Annotated in this window: 18 protein-coding genes; 8 read left to right on the forward strand and 10 right to left on the reverse strand. The window is 57.3% G+C overall.

Annotated elements, in window-relative coordinates; translation table 11 throughout:
* Positions 1–34 precede the first annotated feature (34 nt).
* From ABLV07_RS07145 to ABLV07_RS07155, 3 genes are all read left to right on the forward strand, one after another.
* Positions 35–1,075: an aldo/keto reductase gene (locus ABLV07_RS07145; protein WP_063444817.1), complete on the forward strand. Its 1,041-nt coding sequence runs from the start codon at positions 35–37 to the stop codon at positions 1,073–1,075.
* A 155-nt stretch (positions 1,076–1,230) separates the two neighbouring features.
* Positions 1,231–2,607: a glycoside hydrolase family 1 protein gene (locus tag ABLV07_RS07150; RefSeq protein WP_015704827.1), complete on the forward strand. Its 1,377-nt coding sequence runs from the start codon at positions 1,231–1,233 to the stop codon at positions 2,605–2,607.
* A gap of 60 nt (positions 2,608–2,667) precedes the next feature.
* A complete protein-coding gene (locus ABLV07_RS07155) occupies positions 2,668–3,384 on the forward strand; it encodes a GntR family transcriptional regulator (protein ID WP_020079300.1) in 717 nt (238 codons plus the stop codon).
* A 91-nt stretch (positions 3,385–3,475) separates the two neighbouring features.
* Here the strand turns inward: ABLV07_RS07155 and ldtB are convergent, their stop codons facing one another.
* Both ldtB and ABLV07_RS07165 read right to left on the reverse strand, forming a co-directional pair.
* A complete protein-coding gene (gene ldtB / locus ABLV07_RS07160; protein WP_015367569.1) occupies positions 3,476–4,390 on the reverse strand; it encodes a L,D-transpeptidase in 915 nt (304 codons plus the stop codon).
* A gap of 198 nt (positions 4,391–4,588) precedes the next feature.
* Entirely contained in the window at positions 4,589–5,371 is a 783-nt protein-coding gene (locus ABLV07_RS07165; protein ID WP_015704829.1) for a tyrosine-protein phosphatase, read from the reverse strand.
* Between the two features lie 179 nt (positions 5,372–5,550).
* On the opposite strand from ABLV07_RS07165, the gene ABLV07_RS07170 reads away from it, so the two are divergent.
* Complete coding sequence (locus tag ABLV07_RS07170) at positions 5,551–7,143, forward strand: ABC-F family ATPase (protein ID WP_015367567.1); 1,593 nt, start codon at positions 5,551–5,553, stop codon at positions 7,141–7,143.
* 569 nt (positions 7,144–7,712) lie between these two features.
* Here ABLV07_RS07170 and ABLV07_RS07175 read toward each other — a convergent pair.
* Both ABLV07_RS07175 and ABLV07_RS07180 read right to left on the reverse strand, forming a co-directional pair.
* The gene (locus ABLV07_RS07175; protein ID WP_086630851.1) at positions 7,713–10,076 is read right to left on the reverse strand and encodes a glycoside hydrolase family 31 protein; all 2,364 of its coding nucleotides are present in this window, start codon (positions 10,074–10,076) and stop codon (positions 7,713–7,715) included.
* 15 nt (positions 10,077–10,091) lie between these two features.
* The gene (locus tag ABLV07_RS07180) at positions 10,092–11,393 is read right to left on the reverse strand and encodes an MFS transporter (protein WP_015704831.1); all 1,302 of its coding nucleotides are present in this window, start codon (positions 11,391–11,393) and stop codon (positions 10,092–10,094) included.
* Positions 11,394–11,689: 296 nt separating this feature from the next.
* Between ABLV07_RS07180 and ABLV07_RS07185 the strand changes: the two genes are divergently transcribed.
* The gene (locus ABLV07_RS07185) at positions 11,690–12,763 is read left to right on the forward strand and encodes a LacI family DNA-binding transcriptional regulator (protein ID WP_020079297.1); all 1,074 of its coding nucleotides are present in this window, start codon (positions 11,690–11,692) and stop codon (positions 12,761–12,763) included.
* Here the strand turns inward: ABLV07_RS07185 and ABLV07_RS07190 are convergent.
* The 6 genes from ABLV07_RS07190 to moeA all read right to left on the reverse strand — a co-directional run bounded on the left by ABLV07_RS07190 (position 12,760) and on the right by moeA (position 20,612).
* Positions 12,760–14,025 carry a DUF1479 domain-containing protein gene (locus ABLV07_RS07190; RefSeq protein WP_015704832.1) on the reverse strand — a complete coding sequence of 422 codons (1,266 nt, stop codon included), beginning with the start codon at positions 14,023–14,025 and terminating at the stop codon, positions 12,760–12,762. The two genes, ABLV07_RS07185 and ABLV07_RS07190, sit on opposite strands and share 4 nt — an antisense overlap.
* A gap of 139 nt (positions 14,026–14,164) precedes the next feature.
* Entirely contained in the window at positions 14,165–14,980 is an 816-nt protein-coding gene (locus ABLV07_RS07195) for a Cof-type HAD-IIB family hydrolase (RefSeq protein WP_015367562.1), read from the reverse strand.
* Between the two features lie 150 nt (positions 14,981–15,130).
* On the reverse strand, positions 15,131–17,563 hold the full coding sequence (locus tag ABLV07_RS07200) for a formate C-acetyltransferase/glycerol dehydratase family glycyl radical enzyme (RefSeq protein ID WP_100279973.1): 2,433 nt from the start codon (positions 17,561–17,563) through the stop codon (positions 15,131–15,133).
* Positions 17,564–17,566: 3 nt separating this feature from the next.
* Positions 17,567–18,466, reverse strand: coding sequence for a glycyl-radical enzyme activating protein (locus ABLV07_RS07205; RefSeq protein ID WP_042895107.1), 900 nt, complete (start codon positions 18,464–18,466; stop codon positions 17,567–17,569).
* A 155-nt stretch (positions 18,467–18,621) separates the two neighbouring features.
* Positions 18,622–19,377 carry a molybdopterin-synthase adenylyltransferase MoeB gene (moeB, locus tag ABLV07_RS07210; RefSeq protein ID WP_047058318.1) on the reverse strand — a complete coding sequence of 252 codons (756 nt, stop codon included), beginning with the start codon at positions 19,375–19,377 and terminating at the stop codon, positions 18,622–18,624.
* Positions 19,377–20,612, reverse strand: a complete 1,236-nt coding sequence (moeA, locus tag ABLV07_RS07215) for a molybdopterin molybdotransferase MoeA (protein WP_086630853.1) — start codon at positions 20,610–20,612, stop codon at positions 19,377–19,379. Before moeA ends, moeB begins: the two co-directional genes overlap by 1 nt.
* Positions 20,613–20,791: 179 nt before the next feature.
* Between moeA and iaaA the strand changes: the two genes are divergently transcribed.
* Genes iaaA through gsiB form a run of 3 tightly spaced genes read left to right on the forward strand, consistent with a single transcriptional unit; the run spans position 20,792 to position 25,176 of the window.
* Positions 20,792–21,733: a beta-aspartyl-peptidase gene (gene iaaA, locus ABLV07_RS07220; RefSeq protein WP_086630854.1), complete on the forward strand. Its 942-nt coding sequence runs from the start codon at positions 20,792–20,794 to the stop codon at positions 21,731–21,733.
* A gap of 14 nt (positions 21,734–21,747) precedes the next feature.
* Positions 21,748–23,601, forward strand: a complete 1,854-nt coding sequence (gsiA, locus tag ABLV07_RS07225; RefSeq protein WP_126027593.1) for a glutathione ABC transporter ATP-binding protein GsiA — start codon at positions 21,748–21,750, stop codon at positions 23,599–23,601.
* A 33-nt stretch (positions 23,602–23,634) separates the two neighbouring features.
* Entirely contained in the window at positions 23,635–25,176 is a 1,542-nt protein-coding gene (gene gsiB / locus ABLV07_RS07230; protein ID WP_348853469.1) for a glutathione ABC transporter substrate-binding protein GsiB, read from the forward strand.
* The last annotated feature ends 20 nt before the right edge of the window (positions 25,177–25,196 follow it).

Here is a 25,196-nt window from a genome sequence, read left to right on the forward strand (position 1 = left end):
GGCTGACGTTAATCATCCGAATGAGGAGACTGCTATGCGTTATCAAAAACTGGGAAATACCGGCCTGTTTGTCTCTGAGCTGTGCCTTGGCACCATGACCTTCGGCGGCGAAGAGGGGATGTGGGGAAAAATCGGCCAGCTGCGCCAGGCGGAAGCCGAACAGCTGGTGGGCAGCGCGCTGGATGCGGGCATCAACTTCATCGATACCGCCAACGTTTATTCAGAAGGACGCTCGGAGGAGATCACCGGCCAGGCGTTAAAGAATCTGAAGATACCGCGTGAAAACGTGGTGGTGGCGACCAAAGTGTTCGGCGAAACCGGCACCGCTGGGGTGAACTCGCGCGGCAGCTCACGCTACCACATTATGGGCAGCGTGAAAGAGAGCCTGCGCCGCCTGCAGCTCGATCATATCGATCTCTATCAATTACACGGTTTCGATCCGGCGACGCCTATTGAAGAGACGCTGTCGGCGCTCGACACCCTGGTGCAGCAGGGGCATGTGCGCTATATCGGCGTTTCTAACTGGGCGGCATGGCAAATCGCCAAAGCGCTGGGCATCGCGGAACGCCTCGGGCTCTCGCGCTTTGCTTCTCTGCAGGCTTACTACACGATTGCCGGGCGTGACCTGGAACGCGAACTGGTGCCGATGATGCAAAGCGAAGGTCTCGGCCTGATGGTCTGGAGCCCGCTAGCGGGCGGTCTGCTGAGCGGTAAATATCGCCGCGATGGTCAGGCGGAAGCTGGCGGTCGTCGACTGGAGTTCGATTTCCCTCCGGTGAATAAAGATCGCGCCTTTGACTGCATTGATGTTATGCAGGTGATAGCCGAAGCGAAAGGGGTCTCGGTGGCGCAGATTGCGCTGGCGTGGTTACTGCATCAGCCGGCGGTCACCAGCGTTATTATTGGCGCCAAACGGGCCGAGCAGTTGCAGGATAACATTGCCGCCACCGCTATTCGCCTGAGTGAAGATGAGCTGCGCCAGCTTGACGCGGTCAGCGCGCTGCCGCACGAGTATCCGGGTTGGATGCTGGAGCGCCAGGGGGAATATCGCCGTAAGCAGCTTGACGCGCAGTAACGCTGTTTTTTCGTGCTTATAAAGATCGCCGCTTGCGGCGATCTTTTTTGTTTGTATGGCTCACAGAAAACGATCCTGCTTTTGCTTCGGCGGTAGTTTTTTTGTATATGACTAGTCATAATATTTAAATGACTAGTCATATACAGAGGCGAACCATGAAAGACAAACTACCGGCCAATTTTTTATGGGGTAATTCGGTCTCCAGCATGCAGACCGAAGGGGCGTGGAATGAGGGGGGGAAGGGGATGTCGGTGTACGATATCCGTGAGCCGTCGGAGTTCGCCTCGGACTGGAAGGTAGCGACCGACTCCTACCATCGCTTCCGCGAAGATTTTGATTTAATGCAGGATCTGGGCATGAACTGCTATCGCTTCCAGATAGCCTGGAGCCGCGTCTGTCCGCAGGGAGATGGCGAGTTTAATGAAGAGGGGATTGCGTTCTACCATCAGTTTATTGATGAGCTCATTGCCCGCGGTATTGAACCGATGATCTGCCTCTATCACTTCGATATGCCCTTGTCGCTGGCGGAGCGCTATAACGGTTTTACCGATCGCCGGGTAATGGACGCTTTTATCCGCTATGGCCAGAAGATGATCGACTGCTATGGCGATAAGGTGAAGTACTGGCTGACCTTCAACGAACAGAATCTTTACCATTCGCCGGAGGCTTTTCTGATCACCGGCTATCTGCGTGGCGATAAAACGTTGCGCGAACTCTACCAGATCCAGCACCACGTGATGATGGCGCACGTCCATCTCACCGACTATCTGCATCAGGCCAAACCGCAGTGTCTGATGGGCGGAATGCTGGCCCATGCGCTGGTCTATCCGGCAACCTGTAAGCCGCGCGATATTCTGTGCGCCCAGCAACTGGACGAGTTTTTAAATCAGAACCTGCTGCGCGCGTACGCGGGCGAGGGCTATAGTCCGGAAGTGATGCATTTTGTCGCCCGTGAAGGTTTTGACGATATCTATCGTCCTGAAGATATCGCGTTGATGGCAAGGGTGAAGGTCGACTATCTGGCATTCAGCTACTACGCCAGCCGCACGCTCAATAGCGACGCGATTCCGCCAGGTACGGCGGTGAACAACTATATGTTGTTCGGTAATCAGGACAATCCATACCTGAAAGCGACGGAATGGAACTGGCAGATCGATCCGCTGGGATTCCGCACGATCATTACCCGCTATTACAACGACTGGCGGCTGCCGGTCTTCCCAATTGAAAACGGGATTGGGGTGATCGAATCCTGGGACGGCGAAAATCAGGTCGCCGATGATTACCGCATTGCCTACCACCGTGACCACATTAACGCCATGAAAGCGGCAATGTTTGAAGACGGGGCGCAGGTGATAGGCTATCTCGGCTGGGGATTAATCGATATCCTTAGCTCGCAGGGCGACATGCGTAAACGCTACGGCGTGGTGTACGTCAATCGTGAAAACCACGATCTCAAGGATCTTAAGCGGGTACCGAAGAAAAGCTACGCGTGGTTGAAGCGGGTTATCCACAGTAATGGCGAAGAGATGTAACGGCGAGCGGGCGGTGTATGCTGCCCCCCAGTCGCTCACAAAATAGTAAAGGATCGGAGAATGACGGCGAAGTATCTTAATATCGCGCGGGAAATAAAAAAGCGGATCATTAGCCAGCAGTATCCTGCCAGCGCGCCGTTACCTGACCAGTTTGCGCTGGCGGCAGAGTTCAATACCAGCCGGATGACGATCCAGCAGGCAATGCGTCAGCTGATTGTCGAGGGGCTTATCTACACCCGCAAAGGGCAGGGTACCTTTGTGCGGAAAAATTTCCTCCAGCTATCGCAGTGGGAACTGCCCGGCAGCGACTATTTCGGCGCCACCAAAACCTGGGAGCATCTCGGCGAGGTGCAAAGCGAAGTCGTGCGCTTTGAACTGCGTTTTCCCAGCGAGAAGGAACAGAGTTCGCTGCTGATCGACGCCGATGCGCCGGTGTATGACTTTGTCCGCCTGCGGTTGCTTAACGGCGAGCCGATTTCGCTGGATTTAACGGTAATGCCGGTGGCGCTGGTGCCGGGGCTCAATAAAAGCCATCTACAAAGCTCGGTGTTTCGTTACGTGCAGGAGACGCTGGGGCTGAAGCTGATGGGGTCTTATCGGGTGGTACGGGCGATGAAGCCGGATGAGCTGGATAAATTACATCTTAACTGCGAGCCGACCGACCCGGTGCTGGAGGTTGAGCAGGTTATCTATCTGGAAGACGGTACGCCGCTGGAGTACGCGCACTGTCACTACCGCTACGATCATGGCGGGGTCATTCTGGTCAATAACGGCTAACCGGGAGCGCTCCCTGCTGGCGCAGCGCTTAGCAGATGCAGATAAAAAAACGGCGGGCACCAGGCCCGCCGTTTTCATGTGCTAGCTGAACTTAGTTCAGGCGCACCGGCATCCCTGAACGGTTCTGGATCGCCTGATCCATTACGCTCTGGTCAACGTCAGGCTGGCTGGTCACCGACTGCACGGCCTGAGTCAGGCTGATAGGCACGATTTCGCCGCCTTTGAACTGCGCTTCGGTGGTCGACAGCGGGTTGTGTACTTCGACGTAGCGGCTGCCATCCGGTTCGGTGGTGGCTTTTACCGGCTCATCGATAAACTGCACGCGGGTGCCGACCGGCACGTTCTCAAACAGGAATTTGATGTCTTCGTTACGCAGACGCACGCAGCCGTGGCTCACGCGCAGGCCGATACCAAAGTTGGCGTTGGTACCGTGGATGGCGTACAGACGACCGATATACAGCGCGTACAGGCCCATCGGGTTATCCGGGCCTGCTGGTACGACTGCCGGCAGCGGGTTACCTTCCGCGGCGTATTCGGCGTGCATTTTCGCCGTCGGGGTCCAGGTCGGGCCCGCTTTCTTACGCTCAACTTTGGTCGTCCAGTTGATCGGCGTATCTTTACCCAACTGGCCGATACCGATCGGCAGTACGATCACGGTATTGGTGCCTTTCGGGTAGTAGTACAGACGCATCTCGGCGCTGTTGATGACGATGCCTTCATGCACGGTGTCCGGCAGAATCAGCTGTTGCGGAATATTCAGCACGGTACCGCCTTTTGGCAGGTAGGTATCCACGCCCGGGTTCGCTTCCAACATGTTGGACAGACCCATCTGATATTTGGCAGCGAAATATTCCAACGGCTGTTTATTATCGTCTGGAATAGTGATGACCTGGTTCTGGCCAATCAGACGGCTGCCGTCGGTTGGCAGAGGATAGGTAACAGCTGAAGCTGTGTTGCAAAAGCCCACGATGGCGAAGGCTGCCGCTAAGAGTGTCGATAATTTCATATTCTTCATGTCGTGCGCGGTGTCAACGCCACACGGGCCTTGTTAGATATTCAGATAGTAGATGGGAGCGCATTATATGTGCTTTCCGATAAACAGGTAAATCAGATGTGTACGAAATCACAATTTTTTCCTGTTGCTACTAGTGTAGTGCGCAACGCGCCGCTTTCACGGCGAATCGTCTGGTTAATGAAACGTGGATTAATCTTCCAGCAGCCGTGACTGCAACGCTTCGCGCGCCTGTGGCGTCAGGCGGTATTCCTGTTCCAGCCAGCGGTCGACATGACCGTAACGCTGTTCAATGCTGGACAACGCGGTCGCCAGATATGACTCCTGAACGGTCATGATGGCGGCGAGATTTTTACGCCCGTGCTCATTAAGGCCTTCGCCGAAGGTGTCGAGCAGGAATCCTTCGACCTGCGCCAGCATCCCCTGGGTCAGCAGATACTCTTCCATGACCGTATTGCTATCACAGCCGAGCGCGAACAGCGTCAGGGCGCAGCCGACGCCGGTGCGGTCTTTACCGACGGCGCAGTGCTGCAGCAGGGCGCCGTCAAAAGGCTCCATTAGCCATTGCGTCAACTGGCGATAGGCGGCGTTATTAAACGGTAACTGGCGGTAGAGCTGTAGCATAAACTGCTCGCCGTCCATGGTGTTGAGGGTCGCGGCGTTAAACTCGGTGACTTTCGCATTGACGCTGCTGGAAAGCGGATTGGCCGGGGCGTTGAGGTAAAAGGCTTCGCTATTCAGCCGATCGGGGCTGCGATTGACCTCTGTCGGATCGCGATAATCCAGCACCCGGCTCAGCGGAATGGCGCTGAGATGATTGAGATCCTCCGGCGTCATGTTGTGCAGCGAGCCTGAGCGCAGCAGTTTGCCTGAACGTACGCGCCGGCCGTCGGCCGCGCGTTGACCGCCGAGGTCGCGAAAGTTGATGCCGCCTTGAAGCGAGATAAATGCAGGATGGCTGGTGCGGGTGGTCATAAATTCCCTCTGAATTGCGGATAATTATTATGTCTTAGCAATCGGTCATTTTGCGGTAAAACCCTGACCATAGCATAGTTATTGGCGGGCTTTTTACCGCAAGCCGTGAAAAGTGAACCATTTGCTGGCATAATGTCTGGTTCATCACATCCCTAATTCTCTATTTTCAGGATATCCTCGTGCTAGTATCCAGCAACGTCACCATGCAGTTTGGCAGTAAGCCGCTGTTTGAAAACATCTCCGTCAAATTTGGCGGCGGCAACCGCTACGGCCTGATTGGCGCCAACGGCAGCGGCAAATCTACGTTTATGAAGATCCTCGGCGGCGATCTTGAGCCGACGCTGGGCAACGTGTCTCTCGATCCGAACGAGCGCATCGGTAAGCTGCGCCAGGATCAGTTCGCCTTCGAAGAGTTCACCGTGCTGGATACGGTTATCATGGGCCACGGCGAGCTGTGGGAAGTGAAGCAAGAGCGCGATCGCATCTACGCGCTGCCTGAAATGAGCGAGGAAGACGGCTATAAAGTGGCCGACCTGGAAGTAAAATACGGCGAGATGGACGGCTATTCCGCCGAAGCGCGCGCCGGTGAACTGCTGCTCGGCGTCGGTATTCCGGTGGAGCAACATTACGGCCCGATGAGCGAAGTCGCGCCGGGCTGGAAACTGCGTGTCCTGCTGGCGCAGGCGCTGTTCTCCAATCCGGATATCCTGCTGCTCGATGAACCGACGAACAACCTCGACATCGATACTATTCGCTGGCTGGAGCAGGTGCTGAACGAACGCGACAGCACCATGATCATCATTTCGCACGACCGTCACTTCCTGAACATGGTCTGTACTCATATGGCGGATCTCGATTACGGCGAACTGCGCGTGTATCCGGGTAATTATGACGAATATATGACCGCGGCGACCCAGGCGCGTGAGCGTCTGCTGGCTGATAACGCCAAGAAGAAAGCGCAAATTGCCGACCTGCAGGCCTTTGTTAGCCGCTTTAGCGCCAACGCTTCAAAATCGCGTCAGGCGACCTCTCGCGCCCGTCAGATAGATAAAATTAAGCTGGATGAGGTGAAAGCCTCCAGCCGCCAGAACCCGTTCATTCGCTTCGAACAGGATAAGAAACTATTCCGTAACGCGCTGGAAGTGGAAGCGCTGGCGAAAGGCTTTGATAACGGCCCGCTGTTCAAAGGGGTTAATCTGCTGCTGGAAGTTGGCGAAAAGCTGGCGGTACTGGGGACCAACGGCGTCGGTAAATCAACGATGCTGAAAACCCTGGTCGGCGAACTGGAAGCGGATAACGGTACCGTCAAGTGGTCGGAAAACGCCCGTATCGGCTACTACGCTCAGGATCATGCCGAAGATTTCGAGAACGACCTGACGGTCTTTGACTGGATGAGCCAGTGGAAACAGGAAGGCGATGACGAGCAGGCGGTACGCAGTATCCTCGGTCGTCTGTTGTTTAGCCAGGACGATATCAAAAAGCCGGCGAAAGTCCTCTCCGGTGGCGAGAAAGGTCGCATGCTGTTCGGTAAGCTGATGATGCAGAAACCGAACATCCTGGTGATGGATGAACCGACTAACCACCTGGATATGGAATCGATCGAATCGCTGAACATGGCGCTGGAGATGTATCAGGGCACCCTGATTTTCGTTTCTCACGACCGTGAGTTCGTGAGTTCGCTGGCGACTCGCGTACTGGAGATTACCCCAGAACGCGTAATCGATTTCAGCGGCAACTACGAAGATTACCTGCGCAGTAAAGGTATCGAGTAATCCCTCTCCGTTACCCGGGTAGCGGCTACACCTTACCCGGGTAATCCGAGGTGCCGTTTTTTGTCGGGTGGCGGCTAACGCCTTACCCGACCTACGGTCCTTACGACCTGCCTTTAATGTCTTCACCGCGCTCCCTGTGCCATGAGAGCCATAACGCAGAAGACATTTCGGGATCGCAATAGGCTCTGAATTAATACAAAAGAACTGTTTTTCCCGGACCAAACCCGCTGCCAACCGATAGCAGTATCTACCCGCGGTGCCGTTTTTTGTCGGGTGCGGCTGCGCCTTACCCGACCTACCCCGGCATGTGATCTGTAGGCCCGCGCAAGTGCAGCGCTGCCGGGCAATAACCGCGGGTAAAGAACCGATTTTGCGCCGGATGGCGGCTGCGCCTTATCCGGCCTACGGTCCGTGCCATTGTGAGCTTAAGGTCTCTATCTTGTACCTATGGCTTCTGAAACTGTCCGTTGCCCGGGCGACCAAACCGCACAGTGTTGTAGCCCCGGTAAGCGGTAGCGCCACCGGGGATTTCTGGACCACCAATACCGGCATTTTCAGCCGGCCTATGGTCAGAGCCTCCACTCTGTTCCTTCGACGCCATTCACCAGCAGTTGGCGTTTTTCTCCCGCCGGTAATGACAGCTTCAGCGCTTTCCACGCTGGGCGATAGTTGCCGCGAGCGTCGAGCTTCAGGTTTATGCTGTTGGCGCTGCAGGTCATTTCCCACTCCAGCCATAGCGCATCACCCTCTTTATAGCCCCAGCTTTCGCCGTCGTCTTCAAACAGCAAACCGCGGGTTGAGCCGGTACCTTTCAGTGGGAACAACTGCAGTTCGCGACGATCGTCTTTTTGCGCATCGACGTGGCTGATACGTTCACTGAGCGGCAGACCGGCGCCGGCGCGGACCAGCAGCGGCAGTTTTTCCAGCGGTGCGTCCAGCGTCACCCACTGACCACCGGCGAACCACTGGTGGTTGTAAAAATCGTACCAGCCGTCCTGATTATCGGGCAGCCACAGCTGGCGCTGACGGGCGCCAGGCTCCACCACGCTTGCCACCAGCAGATCGCGCCCCAGCATGAAGTCATCACACTCGGCGAAGGTCTGGGTATCGTGCTGGTGGTCGAGGAAGGTCGGGCGCAGCATGGGTTCGTCATCGGCATGCGCCTGCCATAACAGGGTGTACAAATAGGGCAGCAGACGGTAGCGCAGCTCGATGGCAGAGCGGATCGCCGGGGTGATTTCCGGGTACATCCAGGGTTCATTGACCGTCTGGTCGTCATTCCACGAGTGAATGGTAAAGCGCGGATGCATCACGCCGTTTTGCACCCAGCGAACGAACAGTTCTGGCTCGGGTTTATCGCCGGAGAATCCGCCGACGTCATGGCCGACGTTAAACAAGCCGGAAAGACTCATCCCTAATCCCATACGGGTGTTATAGCGTAGCGTATCCCAGTTGGTGCGGTTATCGCCGCTCCAGGTTTGCACGTAGCGCTGCATCCCGGCGCAGCCGGAGCGGGAGATCAGATACGGGCGCTTTTGCGGCGCAAAGCGCTGCTGGGCTTCCAGCGAGGCGCGCATCATCAATAATGGCATCACCGGACGAATATGCTTAATGGCGATTTCGCGGCCAAAGCCGTAGCAGCGCGCCTCGCCGTCCCATACCTCATATTCGTTATTATCGTTCCAGGTCGAATCGATACCCATCTCCAGTAGCTGGGTGGTCACGCCTTCCTGCCACCAGGTCACGGTGTGCGGGTTGGTGAAGTCGAGATGCGAACCTTCATCGTCCCAGAAGCTGGAGCGCTCCGGCGCATCGGTTTGCGAATCGCGAATGAAAAGGCCGCGTTCCGCCACTTCGCCATAGCGTGGGTGATCCTGCAGCAGACACGGTTTGATATTGGCAGCCAGTTTCAGCCCGGCATCGTGGAACGACTGGCTCATCACTTTTGGCTGCGGCACCTTGTCGTAGTTCCAGTTAAAGACGTAGCGTTTGCCGTTGATTGAGGTATAGCCGGAAGAGAGCTGGAACGAATCACAGGGGATTGCATGCTGCTCGCACAGGCGGATAAAGTTCATCAGCTGATTTTGCGCATCCGGCGCGTCGGTATAGTGCATCGTCGAGCCGCTATAGCCGAGGCTCCATTTCGGCCCAAACAGCGTTTTACCGGTCAGACGGACAAACGCTTTGGTCACATCCAGCACCTGCTTACCGGTAAACAGATAATAATCAATGTCGCCGGCCTCCGCCTGCCAGCGGCGATAGGCGGTGTGGTAGTTGTCGATTTCATTGCCCAGATCCAGCCAGCAACTGCTCAGGTTGTCATAAAACAGGCCGTAGCTGATATCGCTGCGCTGCGTGATGGTAAACGGAATATGTTTATACAGCGGGTCGGTGCTGACGGCGTTGTAGCCCATGGCATCGAGGTTACGCATTTCGTAGCGTTTGCCGTTACGCTGCAGGTCACCGGCTTTTTCACCCAGCCCGTAGAAACGTTCATCTTTGCGGCGGCTAAGATAATGGGCGACGCCATCCCCGTGGGCGTTTGCCAGATAGGCGCTGGTTGGGCGGTCATTGGCGAGCGTCTGCCACTCACCGGCCTCGTCGCGATAGCTCCACTCCAGCCAAAGCGGCTGATGGACGGTAACGCGCAGCTGGCGGGTGGCGATGGTCAGCGTGTCATCCGCTTCGCTCATCTGCCAGGCCGGGAGGCTAAAACCGCTGAGGTCATCCCGCGCACGGCCTTCCCACGGCACATCCTGCTGCGGGGCGATACTCCAGGTGCGATCCAGCGCCAGTTGGCCCTGGCGCTTCAGCAGGACGCGGAATAAATTCTCTTCCAGCACGTACAGACACAAAGTGTGCTGACCATCAACGGTCAATTCAACGTGATGCTCCAGCTGTTGGTGCAAACTCCAGTGTTTCAACGTCTTCATATTTTACATCCACTCTCAGGCGCGCTTGGCGCGACGTTCAGCAATAAATGCCACCAGGAAAACGGCGCCAATCAGGTCAAAGAAACCCATGGCGATAAACAGCGGGTTGAAGCCAATTTTGTCGGCGGTCACCCCGATTAATAATGAGAACAGGAAGCTGGCGATCCACGCCGCGGAGCCGCGCATACCGTTGACCGTCGCCATTTGTCCCTTGTCGAAAGACTCCACCACCAGCGCGCTGAGCATGCAGGAGATGATCTGATGGCCGAAACCGCCAATGGAGATCAGGATGATGGTGATATAGGGATCGCGGGTAATGGCCACCAGGGCCAGCGAGAGCATCAGAAACGCGCCGGTCACGGAACTGGCGATGACCGAATTGACTCGCGTACAGCCGAACCAACGGACGTACAGGCGGGTGAGATAGCCGCTGACCACGCTGCCAAGGTCGGCGGCGAGGAACGGCAGCCAGGCGAACATCGCTATCTGCTTAAGATCCATACCGTGCTCTTTCGCCAGGTACAGCGGCACCCAGAAGCTCAGCACCGCCCAGGCGGGCTCGGCCATAAAAGCGGGGATGGCGATACCGTAGAAACGTTTGTTCTTCGAGACGGTTTTTAGCGCGGTAAAAAAGGGCTGCTTCACCGGCGGCGCTTCGTTGTCCTGCTTGATGTACTCCAGCTCGCTTTGGCTGAGATTCGGGTGCTTTTCCGGGCTCTGATAGAACGCCCACCACAGCACGACCCACAGCAGCGCCAGCACGCCGGTAAACATAAACGCGCCCTGCCAGCCGAAGGAGGCGTGGGCGAAGTAGATGATAGGTGGCGCCAGCATTGCGCCGATAGAAAAGCCGACGCCAGCCCAGCCGGCGGCGATCGGCCGTTCGGATTTCGGGAACCACTCGCCGATGGTTTTAGCGTTAGCCGGGGTGGCGGCCGCCTCCGCGCCGCCCATAAAGAAGCGTAAAATAGCCAGATGCAGCCAGCTGCCTGCTCCGGCGTGCGCGATACAGGCTACCGCCCACAAGGTGGCGCAAACCATAAAGCCCAGCTTGAGCCCGATGACGTCGATAAGCCAGCCGCACAGCGGTTGGAAGATGGTATAAGCCAGCTGAAATGCGCCGACGATCCACGAATATTGCTCGGTGGTAATACCGAGAGTGGCTTTCAGTTCCGGGGCGATAATCCCCAGCGAGTTACGTGTGATGTAGTTGACGGTGACGCCAAGTAAAAACAGCACCAGCACCCACCAGCGCAGGTTTTTCACCACCCGGCGCGTTTTGCTGACTGCCATATCATTGTTGAGGCCTTGACTCATAGAACTCTCCACAAGACGTTGTAGGGGGAAATGACGCTTCAGCCGCTGAGTCGTCACGTAATAGTTCTAACCATTTGAATTATTTGTTTTTATTTCAATATCTATTGGTATAACTAGTATGGAAGATATTGGACCAATTCAAAATAAGGGAGAAAGTCGGCGGGCAGTAGCGCTATTTATGCAAAATTTTTCATGAGATGACGTAGTTCTCATAATTTGCCGGAGTATTTGCTTGTTGGTCAGGGTTTGGCGAATATGAAAATTCTTTCATTTTTGAATTGGAGCTGGATCACAGAATGGATAAAAAGCTGCGAGTCGCCGAAATTGCCGCCCGCACCGGGCTGTCAGCCAGTACGGTTTCGCGCGTCTTAGCCGGAAAAGCGAATACCAGCGAAAAGGCCCGTCAGGCGGTATTGGCCTGCGCCCGCGAGCTGGGGGTGATGCAGGGATTGGCCGCCGGGCGGCTACTGCTCAACAACCTGCTGATTTTTGCTCCGCAACGGGCCTTCGACGAACGTTCAGATATTTTCTACTACCGCGTCATCCAGAGTATTAATAACGCGCTGGCGCCGCATGAAGTACGTCTGCGCTATTGCGCGCTGGAAGAAAACGACAGCGACGCCAATCTGTTTCTGGCCCGCATGAACGAGACCGACACCCAGGCGGCGGTATTGCTGGGTATTGACGATCGGCATATCCACGCGCTGGCGGCGGATCTTGGCAAACCTTGCGTATTAATTAACTGCCGGGATGAAGGGATGCGGCTTCCTTCTATTGCGCCTGACCATCGGCTGATTGGCCAGTGCGCCGCTCGTTATCTGTTTGATATGGGCCATCAGGCGGTAATGAACGTGATGTGCTTGCGCCGCTATACCATGGAGCTACGGCTGGTGGGTATCAAGGAGGCGTGGCGCGCGCGCAACCTGCGATTTACCGGTAGCCGTGACCTGATTAGCGTCGCCAACTTTAGCGCCAGAGAAACGGAAGAGCAGGTCGGTGCCTGGCTCGACGCTTTACAGGGGCGCCCGATGCCGACGGCGTTTCTGGTGGGCGGCGATTTTATGGCCGCCGGTACCGTCAGCGCGCTGCAAAAACGAGGCCTGCGGGTGCCGCAGGATGTCTCGGTGATGAGTATCGACGGTTTTAATCTGGCGGCGATTCAGGACGTGCCGCTGACGGCGATTCATGTGCCGCGGGATGAGCTCGGCAGCGAGGCGGTGCATCTTCTCCAGCAGCGTCTGCTGCGCCCGGAAGCGCCACACGGTTCGCTACTACTGCACGGCGCCCTGGTGGTACGCGATTCGGTGCGGCGGATCCGGCCAGGCAAGAGCCATACCGCCGTAGAACAGCAAGGTCTGTATGATGATTAGATCTTCATGCCCAATGCGCGTTTGCCGTGATCGTTAAGATCGGCAACGGTGAAGCGCGCCTGCCAGTCGCATTCATAATCCTCGCGCGGGAAATCCCCCGGCGAGGCGCCTTTTTCCAGCGCGATTTTTACCTTCTGCGCATAGGCGAGGTTTTTCTCGCACATCGGCGCGGCCGGGATGTACATGACGTTGCCCCAGCCCTGTTGATTTTCCACCGGCGCGACCGAGTGAATGACATCGCAGTGCCACCAGACGGAATCACCGGCATTCAGCGCGGGAATCGAGCTTAGCGCTTTGATGAGCAATGGATGCCATTGCTCAGAGATCGGCAGTACCTTGCCCGGCGCGACGCCGCATAGTTCATCTTCTGGCACATCATCCAGCAGCGGACGCAGCAGAACGTAAGCCATCGCCTCCGGGATCGGCACCACGTGCAGCAGCCCTTGACCGGGGATCATGTCCGACAGCGCTGTCCAACCCTGGAAAGTGCGGAAGACCGAACATTTGGTGGTGTTATCGACGGTGTATTCTTCCACTTCGGTACGATGCGCCGCGTCCCACGGATCGTAGGCGTCGATATTGCCATTAAAGACGTTGGCGAAAACCTGCTGATAAGCGGGAAGCAACCAGCGCTCCAGCGCCCCGGAATCGGTATGCGCGCCCAGCCCCTTTGACGTGGTTCCCGGCGGGCGGCGGCGGATGCGGTCAGGGTAAATCACGCTGACATCCGGATCGAACCAGCGTTTGCCGTCCTGCTCAAAGCGCCACAGGCGGTTAAGGAAGGATTGTACCGCCGCCATTTCATCGCTTTGGCGCGCCTGCATTTGCGAGGGCGACCAGTAGATCGGATAGATCTCCGGGCGCGAAGCCTCCAGCGAGCCGAAGAAGCTGTCGCCGGGCCCTTTGTAAACGTCGTCGAAATGGTTCAGGTCCAGGTATTCCAGCATCGCGTTATCCCAGGCCAGCGCCTGTTCGCGCGGGTAGTGGCCTTTGATAACCGCGCAACCGCGGCGCTTAATCGCCTCGCGCTGCGCATCGCTCACTTTACCCTGGGCGATATCGCTAAACGGGATCGTCGGCCAGACCTCCTGGCCCGCGGCTTTCAGGGCATTAATCTCGTCCAGGCGCTCGCTGATGCGCGCCGAGAGTTTATCGAACACTGCCTGAACATCGCCGATTTGCGCGCGTAGGGCCTGTTTCATCTGGCGAATCGCCGCTTTATGGTCGGCAGGTAATGTTTCGTGGGTAGGGAGAGCAGCCATAATTACCTCGCTGTATCTTTCATTCGAAAGTATTAAATCTTACAAACGTTAATTTAAGTTAAATTAGAGTTAATGCAAGTTTAAAATTATGCAGCGGCGCACAAAATGGAAAAGCCGGGGCGGATACCCCGGCACAGGATCAGTCGTTGAAAGGGGAGGTCTTATCGAGAACGGCCTGAATCACCTTCAACGCGCCGTCGTGGTTATTGTCATCGGTGGTGAAACCGGCGATGGCTTTGATGCTGTCGGCAGCGTTGGCCATAGCAAAAGCATATTTCACCAGTTTTAACATTTCGGCGTCATTGCCGCTGTCGCCAATTGCTACGCATTGCTGCGGCGAAAGGTTCCAGCGTTTGAGCAGGCGGCTGATGCCGTTGGCTTTATGCAGGCCGGGGATAATCAAATCGACAAAGCCAAAGCCGCTGGTGACCGGCTTCATGATCCCATCCAGCGAGACGTGCAATTTATCGATAAGCTGTGGGATATCGCTATCAGGCAGGTTGAGGGAGAATTTGAATAGCGTATCGTCGATGCGATGGTAATCGCTTACCCGCTGCAGACGATGGTAGTGCTTCGACATCAGCTCAACAAAGGCGTCCGGGGCTTTATCACTCACGTATGCGCTTTGCAGGCCGCAGGCGACAAAGTTGAGCTGCGGATCTTTCAGCAGTTCGCCAATCACCACCTGTGATTCGTGACGGGTCAGTTCGCCGTGGAACACCTGTTTGCCATGCTCGTAAACCAGAGCGCCGTTTTCTGCGACGAACGAAATCTGCTCGCGGATTTCCGGGAAAAATGAGATCAGCTGATAGTACTGGTTACCGCTGGCGACAACAAATTCAATACCTTGCTGTTTAAGCTGCGCAAACTGCGCGAGGAAACGCGGGCGGTCATACTGCTTGGCGTCATTGAGAAAAGTTCCGTCCATATCGGTGACGATAACTTTAACGGTCATAAGAGGTGCTCCTGGCTTAACTTCGACCAGTAACATTCTAATTACAATGTGATGGGGAGCACAAATTTATTTCGAATGAAAGTTTATCCAATTATCAACGGGTACAGAAGATGTCACCCGGCTCAGCGCAGCGCCGGCCGGGTATTTTCCTTACAGCGTATGCTCGGTACGGGCGATAATATCGTCCTGAGTATCCGGCGACAGGGCGGTGAAGAACGCCGAGTATCCGGCGACGCGGACCACTAAATCGCGGTACTGGTCAGGGTGTTTCTTGGCTTCCAGCAGCGTTTCGCGTGACACGATGTTGTACTGAATATGCCAGCCTTTGTGCACTTCAAAGAAAGTACGCAGCAGCACCATCAGCTTTTGCTTATCAGACTCGTTCTCCAGCGTGGAAGGATTCAGCTTCTGGTTGAGCAGCACGCCGCCGAGGATCGCGCCGGTCGGCAGTTTGCCTACCGAACTGATAACCGCCGTTGGCCCCAGGTGATCGGTACCGGAGGCCGGGCTGGCCCCTTCCGCCAGCGGCGCGTGCGCTTTGCGGCCATCCGGCGTCGCCATGGTCTGCGCGCCGAACGGGACGTTCGCGGAAATAGACGACGTACCAGCATAATAGTTACCGCCAATCGGGCCGCGGCCGTAACGCGGGTTATGGTACTGCTTCAGCTCGTCGATATAGGTCTGATAGGCGCGGGCCAGCAGAATGTCGACGCTGTCGTCATCGTTGCCGTACTTCGGCGCGCCGTTGATTAACCGCTGACGTAACTGTTCGTGGGTCAGGCCGGCAAAATCTTCCGCCAGCGCTTTCGCCAGCTCCTGCTGGCCGATGACGCCCTGATCGAAGACCAGTTTTTTCACCGCCGCCAGGCTGTTGCCGAGGTTGGCAATCCCGACCTGCAGACCAGAAACCCAGTCATACTTCGCGCCGCCTTGCTTGATACTCTTCGCCCGTTCGATGCAGTCATCAACTAACGCTGAGCAGAGAATATCGTGGACGTTCTCTTCCAGCATGGTATCGACAACGTACTCAATCTCGATGGATTTACGGGTGTAGTAGCGGATCTGAGTATCCCAGTCTTCCAGTACCTGGTCGAAGTTAGTGAAGTTACCTTTCGACAGCGCATGTTGTTGGGCAAGGAACACCTGGCCGCTGGTGGCATCGCGGCCGCCTTCCAGCGTCGCCAGCATCACCCGCGCGAAGTTAATAAAGCTCATGCCGGTGCAGCGATAGCCCCATTTGCCGCCAACCGCGGTTTCGATACAACCGATAGCGGCGTAATCGTAGGCGTCCTGCGGCTCAATCCCTAGCTTGATAAATTCCGGAATGACGATTTCATCATTGTTAAACGCCGGCATGCCGAAACCGCAGCGGATCACCTGCACGCAGGCGTCGAGGAAGTCGTTGCTCATCCCGGCGTGGTAACGCACGCTGAGGTTCGGCTGGGTCGAGCGCAGGCGGCCGCAGGATTCGAGGATCGCGTACGACAGCGGGTTGACGGCGTCCTGCGGTTGGCCGTCGACCAGATTTTGCCCGCCGATGGTGACGTTCTGGTACAGCGGGCTACCGGCGGAAGCTTTGGAATGCGAGCCGGAGCGAATTTTGTTGACCTCCAGCAGCTTCAGCCAGCAGCAATGCAGCAGCTCAATGGCCTGTTCGCGATCCAACGATTGCTGCAGTTCAACGTCGCGGCGGTAGTATGGATAGAGGTACTGGTCCATGCGGCCAAAAGAGACCGAGTGGCCGTTGGATTCAATCTGCAGGATCAACTGAATAAAGTAGCAGAGCTGCAGCGCCTGCCAGAAGGTTTTCGGCGGCTGGTGGGCGATAATTTCACAGTTTTCGGCGATCGCCAGCAGCTCGTCGCGGCGCAGTTCGCGCGGCTCCTGCGCCGCCATGTCGCGCGCCAGCGTAGCGAAGCGTTTGCAGTGTTCGCTCACTGCCGCGAGAACGATATCGATCGCCTTCAGGAACTGTTCGCCGTGCAGATCTTCCAGCACCGTCAGATTAATGCGTGAGCGGCGCTCAGCGACTTTCGCGCGCATGCCGTCGAGCCCTTTTTCCAGCAGCAGCGGGTAGTTGACCGCCAGGTGGGCGTCGCCGGAAGTCATGTTACCTTCGGCTTTGATAATGCCGGTGGCGAGCAGCGCTTTTTGTTCATCGGTAAACATGCCGTAGCAGCGGTCCTGAACGGTCTGCCCGCGCCACCATGGGCACACTTCATGTAAGACACGCTTATTCTCTTCACTGACCGAGAAGCCGGCGCCCGGACGGTCGGCGAGATCGTCGATCTCTTTCTCAATCCAGCTGACGGTATATTCCGGGAAAATCGGCGCGGCGCGAACTTCGCTGGCCTGGTTGCCGACGATCAGCTCATCGTGCTTGATCCAGATAGTGCGTTCCGCCAGGTGATGGGCCAGCGCCAGCGCGCGACGTACCGGGATCGGTTTATCGAGATGTTGCTGATAGGCGGCGGTATAGTGTTGGGCGCGCTCGGTACAAACCGGCGGCTTAACGATATGCACCAGCGCCATTTTATGCGCCTGAATGCGGGCGCTCAGAGTATCCAGTTTTAAGGTGGTCATAAGTTATCCTCGTAGGGTCGCCGTTAAACCTTTGCTTTGCGCGTACTGCTGTGCAAAGGCCAGCAGCTCGGGAGCGGCCAGCGGTTTGTCCGGTGCGGTATAGGGCTGACTGAGTAGTTGGTATTTATTCATTCCCAGCGTGTGGTACGGCAGGAAATGGATTTCGCTGACCTGAAGACGGTCAGCGGCAAAATCGGTAATCGCGGTAATATCGGCTTCGCTGGCGTTAAATCCCTGAATTAATGGGACGCGGATAATGATTTTTTTCCCGGCCTGCGCCAGGCGCTGCAGGTTATCCAGCACCCGGCGGGCGCTGCCGTCGGTCCACTGCTGGAAAACGGCCTCGTCAACGTGCTTCAGGTCGGCCAGAAACAGATCGACAAACGGTAAAGAGGGTTCAATGTACTTCCACGGTACGTGCAGGCAGGTTTCCACGGCGGTGTGAATGCCCGCCTGATGGCTGGCTTCGAACAGCGCCTGCGCCAGCGCCGGGTTCATAAAGGGCTCGCCGCCGGAAAGAGTAATGCCTCCGCCGCTGCGATCGTAAAACGGTTTATCGCGCAGCACCGTCGCCATAATTTCCGTCACGCTTTTTTCCTCGCCGCAGACCGTCAGCGCGGTTGTGGGGCAGCAGTGGCGTAGCGCGGCAATGTGGCTGTCGTTGACGTTTTGCCGATGGATGATCAGGCCATCCAGAGTACGGGTAATCACCTCCGGTGCCGCCTGCTGGCAAAGCTCGCAGCCGTCAAGACACAGCCGCGCGTCATACAGCAGGTCTTCGCTGCGGGCGCGGCTTTCCGGGTTCTGACACCAACGGCAGCCCAGCGAACAGCCTTTAAGGAATACGACGGTACGGATCCCCGGGCCGTCATGGGTGGAGTAGCGCTGGATGTTGAAGATCATGATTTACCCTCTTATTTGCATATGAAGATTAAATAACTTTCGAATGAAAGTTATATTGATGCAAATCAACAATCAGAGTGGGTAGTAGAGATGGGGAGAAAAAGAACGGCGTGGTTCACAAAATAACCGGCGACCTGCCTCGCCGGCGGCTGGAATTAGCGTGAACCGCACACCTCGCACTGCGGGTGGCGCATCAGCTTCATTTCGCGAAACTGGCAGGTCATCGCGTCATACATCACGATTTTGCCCCTTGCAGGGGCGCCGTAACCGGTCAGCAGTTTAATCGCCTCCATGGCCTGCAGTGAACCGATAGTGCCGACCAGCGGCGCCATCACCCCGGCTTCGACGCAGGTGAGGGCGTTTTCGCCGAACAGGCGGCTCAGGCAGCGATAGCAGGGCTCGCCGTCCTGATAGGTAAAGACGCTGATTTGCCCTTCCATACGAATCGCCGCGCCGGAGACCAGCGGGGTTTTGTGCTGGAAGCAGCCGGCGTTAAGCTGATTGCGAACAGCAACGTTGTCGGTACAGTCCAGCACCAGATGGTGCTCAGCAATCTGCGTTGCCAGCGCCGCGTCATCCAGCATTGCATCGATGGTGACCAGCCGGACGTGCGGGTTAATGCGCGCCAGCGCATCGCGGGCAGAATCGACCTTCGGCTGGCCGATGGTCGCGTCGCTGTGCAGCGTCTGGCGTTGTAGATTGGATAATGAAACGGTATCGAAATCCAGCAGGGTGAGCTGACCCACCCCGGCTGCCGCCAGGTATTGAGCGGCGGCGCAGCCGAGCCCGCCGAGGCCGACGACCAGTACGCGAGCGGCTTTTAAGCGCTCCTGACCGTCGAAATCAAACCCTCGCAGTACGATCTGCCGGTTATAGCGCAGCATCTCCTCGTCGCTCAGCTCAACGGCCATTACAGCCCCCCAAACAGATGATTAAAGGGCTCGACTTCGACCCATTCGCCCGCTTCGACGTTGCCGCGTTCGCGCTCCAGTACGATAAAGCAGTTACCGAGGCTGAATGAGCTGAAAATGTGCGAGCCCTGATGGCCGGTGGTGCTCACCACTAGTTCGCCTTCCGGATTGCGCTGCAGCACGCCGCGCTGGAAGTCGAGGCGGCCCGGCGATTTTTTCAGCCGACTGGCGGCGCGCACGCGCAGACGCATCGGCTGGGTTTGACCGCGGTTGCCGGAGAGCTTGGCCAGCAGCGGCTGTACCAGTTGATAGAAGGTTAAGGTGGCGGAAACCGGATTGCCCGGCAGGCCGCAGAACCAGCTGTTGCTGAGCTTGCCGAAGGCGAACGGTTTACCCGGCTTAATCGCCAGCTTCCAGAAGCCGATCTCGCCCAGTTCTTCGAGGATAGTTTTGGTGTAATCGGCTTCGCCCACGGAGACGCCGCCTGAGCTTATTACCACATCGGCCTGCTGGTCGGCGGCGATAAAGGCGTCGCGCAGCTTTGCCGGATCGTCAGGAATAATGCCGAGGTTGATCACCTCGCAGCCCAGCTGTTCGAGCATCAGATGTACCGCCTGGCGGTTAGTATCATAAATCTGGCCGTCGCCGAGCGGTTGGCCCGGCAACTGGAGTTCATCCCCGGTCGAGAAGACCGCGACGCGCACTTTACGGACTACCTCGACGTCGGCAATGCCCAGCGATGCCAGCACCGGCAGCTCGGCTACGGTGAGACGCGTACCCGCCGGGAATACTACCGCACCGTTGGCGATATCTTCCCCGCGCCGGCGAATATTTTGCCCGGCTTTTACCGGCGCGATGAAGCGCACGCCGGCGTCGCTTTGTTCCGTTTCTTCCTGCATCACCACGGCGTCGCAGCCTTCCGGCACCGGCGCGCCGGTCATGATGCGGATACAGGTGCCCGCCGGCCAGGCGTCGTGGAACGGTTGGCCAGCAAAGGCCTTACCGGCAACCGGCAGCGCCGCGCCGTCGGTGAGGTCGGCCAGGCGCACGGCATAGCCGTCCATCGCCGAGTTATCAAAACCGGGTACGTCCAGCGGCGAAACGACATCATGGGCGGTCACGCGCGAAAAGGCCTGCAGCAGCGGCAGGGTTTCCGTGGCCTGCAGCGGCGAAATACGGTCGAGCATCTGAGTCAGGGCTGTGTCGAGCGGCATCAGTCCGGCGGTAAAATCCATGGGTTACTCCTGCTGGCAAAACGTCGAAAACGCCTATTATGGCAGAAAAGCGCCGGCGACTGTATGCCACTGCGGTACGAGGCTTTACATCACCGGATGCTCTTTCTATATTCAAAAAACGTATAAAAAGTTAGTCAGTATAATGATATCTATACAGTTTATGGCAAAGGAAAGATTGAATGGGTAAGGCGGTAATAGCAATCCACGGCGGCGCCGGCGCGATTAGCCGCGCGCAGATGACTCAGGCGCGCGAACGCGAGTATGTGGCCGCGCTGTCGGCCATCGTCGATAGTGGACAAAAAATGTTGGCAGCAGGCGCCAGCGCGCTGGATGCAGTGACCGAAGCGGTACGCCTGCTGGAAGAGTGCCCGCTATTTAACGCCGGAATAGGTTCCGTGTTTACCCACGATCAAACTCACGAACTGGATGCCTGCGTGATGGATGGCTATAGCCTGCAGGCCGGCGCGGTGGCTGGCGTAAAGCATCTGCGTAACCCGGTGCTGGCGGCGCGTCTGGTGCTGGAAGAAAGTCCGCACGTGCTGCTTATCGGCGAAGGGGCGGAAAAATTTGCCTCCTCGCGCGGGATGGCGCTGGTTGAAAACGAGTTATTTTCCACTACCGAGCGGCTTCTGCAGTTACAGCAGGCGAAAGAGGGCGGCGAGATTATTCTCGACCATCATGCTGCGCCACTCGATGAACGCCACAAAATGGGTACCGTCGGCGCGGTGGCGCTGGATCTGGCCGGTAATCTGGCGGCAGCGACCTCCACCGGCGGAATGACCAATAAACTGCCCGGACGCGTCGGCGACAGCCCAGTGCCGGGCGCGGGCTGCTATGCCAATAATGCCAGCGTCGCGGTCTCCTGCACCGGCACCGGCGAAGTCTTCATGCGCACGCTCGCCGCTTACGACATTTCAGCGTTGATGGAGTACGGCAATCTCAGCCTGTTTGAGGCCTGCGAGCGGGTGGTGCAGGAAAAACTGCCGGCGCTGGGCGGCAGCGGGGGCCTTATCGCCATCGACCGCGAGGGGAATGTGGTGCTGCCGTTCAACAGTGAGGGGATGTACCGGGCGTGGTGTTATGCGGGCGATACGCCGACGATTGGAATTTATCGCGAATAAAAGGAGAAGCGAGTTTGCCGCAAAGTCATGAAATTGATGAAGAAGATGTGCTGGTGGTACGCGATCTTAACGTCGCCTTTAGCCAGCAGCGGCAGCGCGTTTCTGCGGTGCGTAACCTGTCATTTAGCCTCCGCCGCGGCGAGACGCTGGCGATTGTCGGCGAGTCCGGCTCCGGAAAATCGGTGACCGCCCTGGCGCTGATGCGCCTGCTCGACGAGGCGGTCAGCGAAGTCAGCAGCGAGGCGTTGCTGCTGCGCCGACGTAACCGTCAGGTGATTGATATTAATGCTCAAACGTCGGGGCAGATGCGTCAGGTTCGCGGCGCGGACGTGGCGATGATTTTTCAGGAGCCGATGACCTCGCTGAACCCGGTATTCACCATCGGCGAACAAATTGCCGAGTCTATTCGGCTACATCAGGGACTGCGCCATGACGAGGCGCTGCGGGAAGCGAAAAAGATGCTCGAACGGGTGCGTATTCCGGAGGCGGCAGCGATGCTTTCACGCTATCCGCATCAGCTTTCCGGCGGCATGCGCCAGCGGGTGATGATCGCCATGGCGTTATCGTGTCGCCCGGCGGTACTGGTTGCCGATGAACCCACCACCGCGCTGGACGTCACGATTCAGGCGCAGATCCTACAGCTTATCGCCGCGCTGCAAAAAGAGATGGCGATGGGGGTGATGTTTATCACTCACGATATGGGCGTGGTGGCGGAAATCGCCGATCGCGTGCTGGTGATGTACCGCGGCGAAGCGGTAGAAAGCGGGCGCGTCGAGGATATTTTTCGCGCCCCGCAGCATCCTTATACCCGGGCGCTACTGGCGGCGGTGCCGAAGCTCGGCTCGATGCGCGGCAGCGATTTGCCGCGACGCTTCCCGCTGCTCAACGACGGTGTGACCCAGCAGCCGGAACAGAATACCGTGGTAGCCGGTAAACCGATTTTGCAGGTACGCGACCTGGTCGCGCGTTTTCCGATCCGCGGCGGTATTCTCAACCGCGTCACCCGCGAAGTGCATGCGGTGGAAAAAGTGACTTTCGACCTGTGGCCGGGCGAAACGCTGTCGCTGGTCGGCGAATCCGGCTGCGGTAAATCGACCACCGGGCGGGCGCTGCTGCGGCTGGTGGAAGCGCAAGGCGGCAGCATCACCTTTAACGGCCAGCGTATTGATGCGCTGTCCGGCGGCAAGCTACAGACGCTGCGCCGCGATATTCAGTTTATTTTTCAGGATCCTTACGCTTCGCTCGACCCGCGGCAGACGGTCGGTTATTCCATTATGGAGCCGCTGCGCGTGCATGGTCTGCTGGAAGGGGATGCGGCTCGCGAACGCGTCGCCTGGCTGTTGCAGCGCGTGGGGCTGGAGGCGGAACACGCGTGGCGTTATCCGCATGAGTTTTCCGGCGGTCAGCGGCAGCGTATCTGTATCGCCCGCGCGCTGGCACTCAATCCGAAAGTGGTGATCGCCGATGAGTCGGTGTCGGCGCTGGACGTGTCTATTCGCGCGCAGATTATTAATCTGCTGCTCGATTTACAGCGTGAAATGGGCATCGCATTTCTGTTTATTTCCCATGACATGGCGGTGGTGGAGCGCATCAGCCACCGCGTAGCGGTGATGTATCGCGGGCGGATCGTGGAGATTGGCCCGCGTCGCGCCGTGTTTGAGAACCCGCAGCATCCTTACACCCGTAAACTGATGGCGGCGGTGCCGGTCGCCGATCCGGCGCATCGTCAACCGCAGCGCGTATTACTCTCTGACGAGCTGCCGGGGAATATCTATAAACCGGGAGAAGAAATCGACAGCGCGCCGTTACAGCTGGTAGCGCCGGGGCATTATGTCGCCCGCGAGCCCGCAGATGTACTGAGCCGATAACAACCTAACGCACTCTTGCAGGAGCATAACAACATGACTCAACCTGTTACACGCAAATGGCTACTGGCGCTTGGCATCGCCTCGGCGCTGGCGGCGACGCCGGCCTTCGCCGCGAAAGATGTGGTAGTGGCGGTCGGTTCCAACTTCACGACCCTTGATCCCTATGACGCGAACGATACGTTATCGCAGGCGGTGGCGAAGTCGTTTTATCAAGGCCTGTTCGGCCTTGATAAAGAGATGAAACTGCAAAACGTATTGGCGGAAAGTTATACCGTTTCGGCGGATGGTCTGGTGTATACCATCAAGCTGCGCAGCGGGGTGAAATTCCAGGATGGCACCGATTTTAACGCCGAAGCGGTGAAAGCGAATCTCGACCGCGCCAGCAATCCGGATAACCATCTCAAACGTTATAACCTGTACAAGAATATCGCCAGCACCGAGGCGGTGGATCCGACGACGGTCAAAATCACGCTCAAACAGCCGTTCTCGGCGTTTATCAATATTCTTGCCCATCCGGCGACGGCGATGATTTCGCCGGCGGCGCTGAAAAAATATGGCAAGGAGATCGGCTTCCACCCGGTAGGTACCGGGCCGTATAAGCTCGATACCTGGAACCAGACCGATTTCGTCAAAGTCAGCAAGTTTGACGGTTACTGGCAGCCGGGGCTGCCGAAGCTGGATTCCATTACCTGGCGCCCGGTGGTCGATAACAACACCCGTGCGGCGATGCTGCAGACCGGCGAGGCGCAGTTCGCCTTCCCGATCCCTTACGAGCAGGCGCCGCTGCTGGCGAAAAACAGCAAGCTGGAGCTGGTGGCCAGCCCGTCGATTATGCAGCGCTATATCAGCATGAACGTAACGCAGAAGCCGTTCGATAATCCGAAGGTGCGGGAAGCCATTAACTATGCGATTAACCGTCAGGCGCTGGTCAAGGTCGCGTTTGCCGGATACGCCACCCCGGCGACCGGCGTCGTACCGCCTTCTATTGCTTACGCCCAAACCTACAGCGCATGGCCTTACGACCCGGCGAAAGCCCGTCAGTTGCTGAAAGAAGCCGGTTTCCCTAACGGCTTTAGCACCACGCTGTGGTCATCGCATAATCACAGCACCGCGCAGAAGGTGCTGCAGTTTACCCAGCAGCAGCTGGCGCAGGTGGGTATAAAAGCGCAAGTGACGGCGATGGATGCCGGACAGCGTGCGGCGCAGGTTGAAGGCAAGGGGCAGAAAGAGAGCGGGGTGCGGATGTTCTACACCGGCTGGTCAGCGTCGACTGGCGAAGCCGACTGGGCGCTGTCGCCGCTATTCGCCTCACAAAACTGGCCGCCGACCCTGTTTAACACCGCGTTTTACAGTAACCCGCAGGTCGATAAAGATCTGAGCGAGGCGCTGAAAACGACCGATGCGCAACAGAAGACCACACTCTATAAAGATGCGCAGGACATTATCTGGAAAGAGTCGCCGTGGGTGCCGCTGGTGGTGGAAAAGCTGGTATCGGCGCATAGCAAAAACCTGACCGGGTTTTATATTCAACCGGATACCGGTTTTAGCTTCGAGCAGGCGGATCTGACGCAGTGATAGTGCTTATGCTCACGCGT

The organism is Klebsiella sp. CN_Kp097 (assembly GCF_040064495.1).
Taxonomy (GTDB): domain Bacteria; phylum Pseudomonadota; class Gammaproteobacteria; order Enterobacterales; family Enterobacteriaceae; genus Klebsiella; species Klebsiella aerogenes.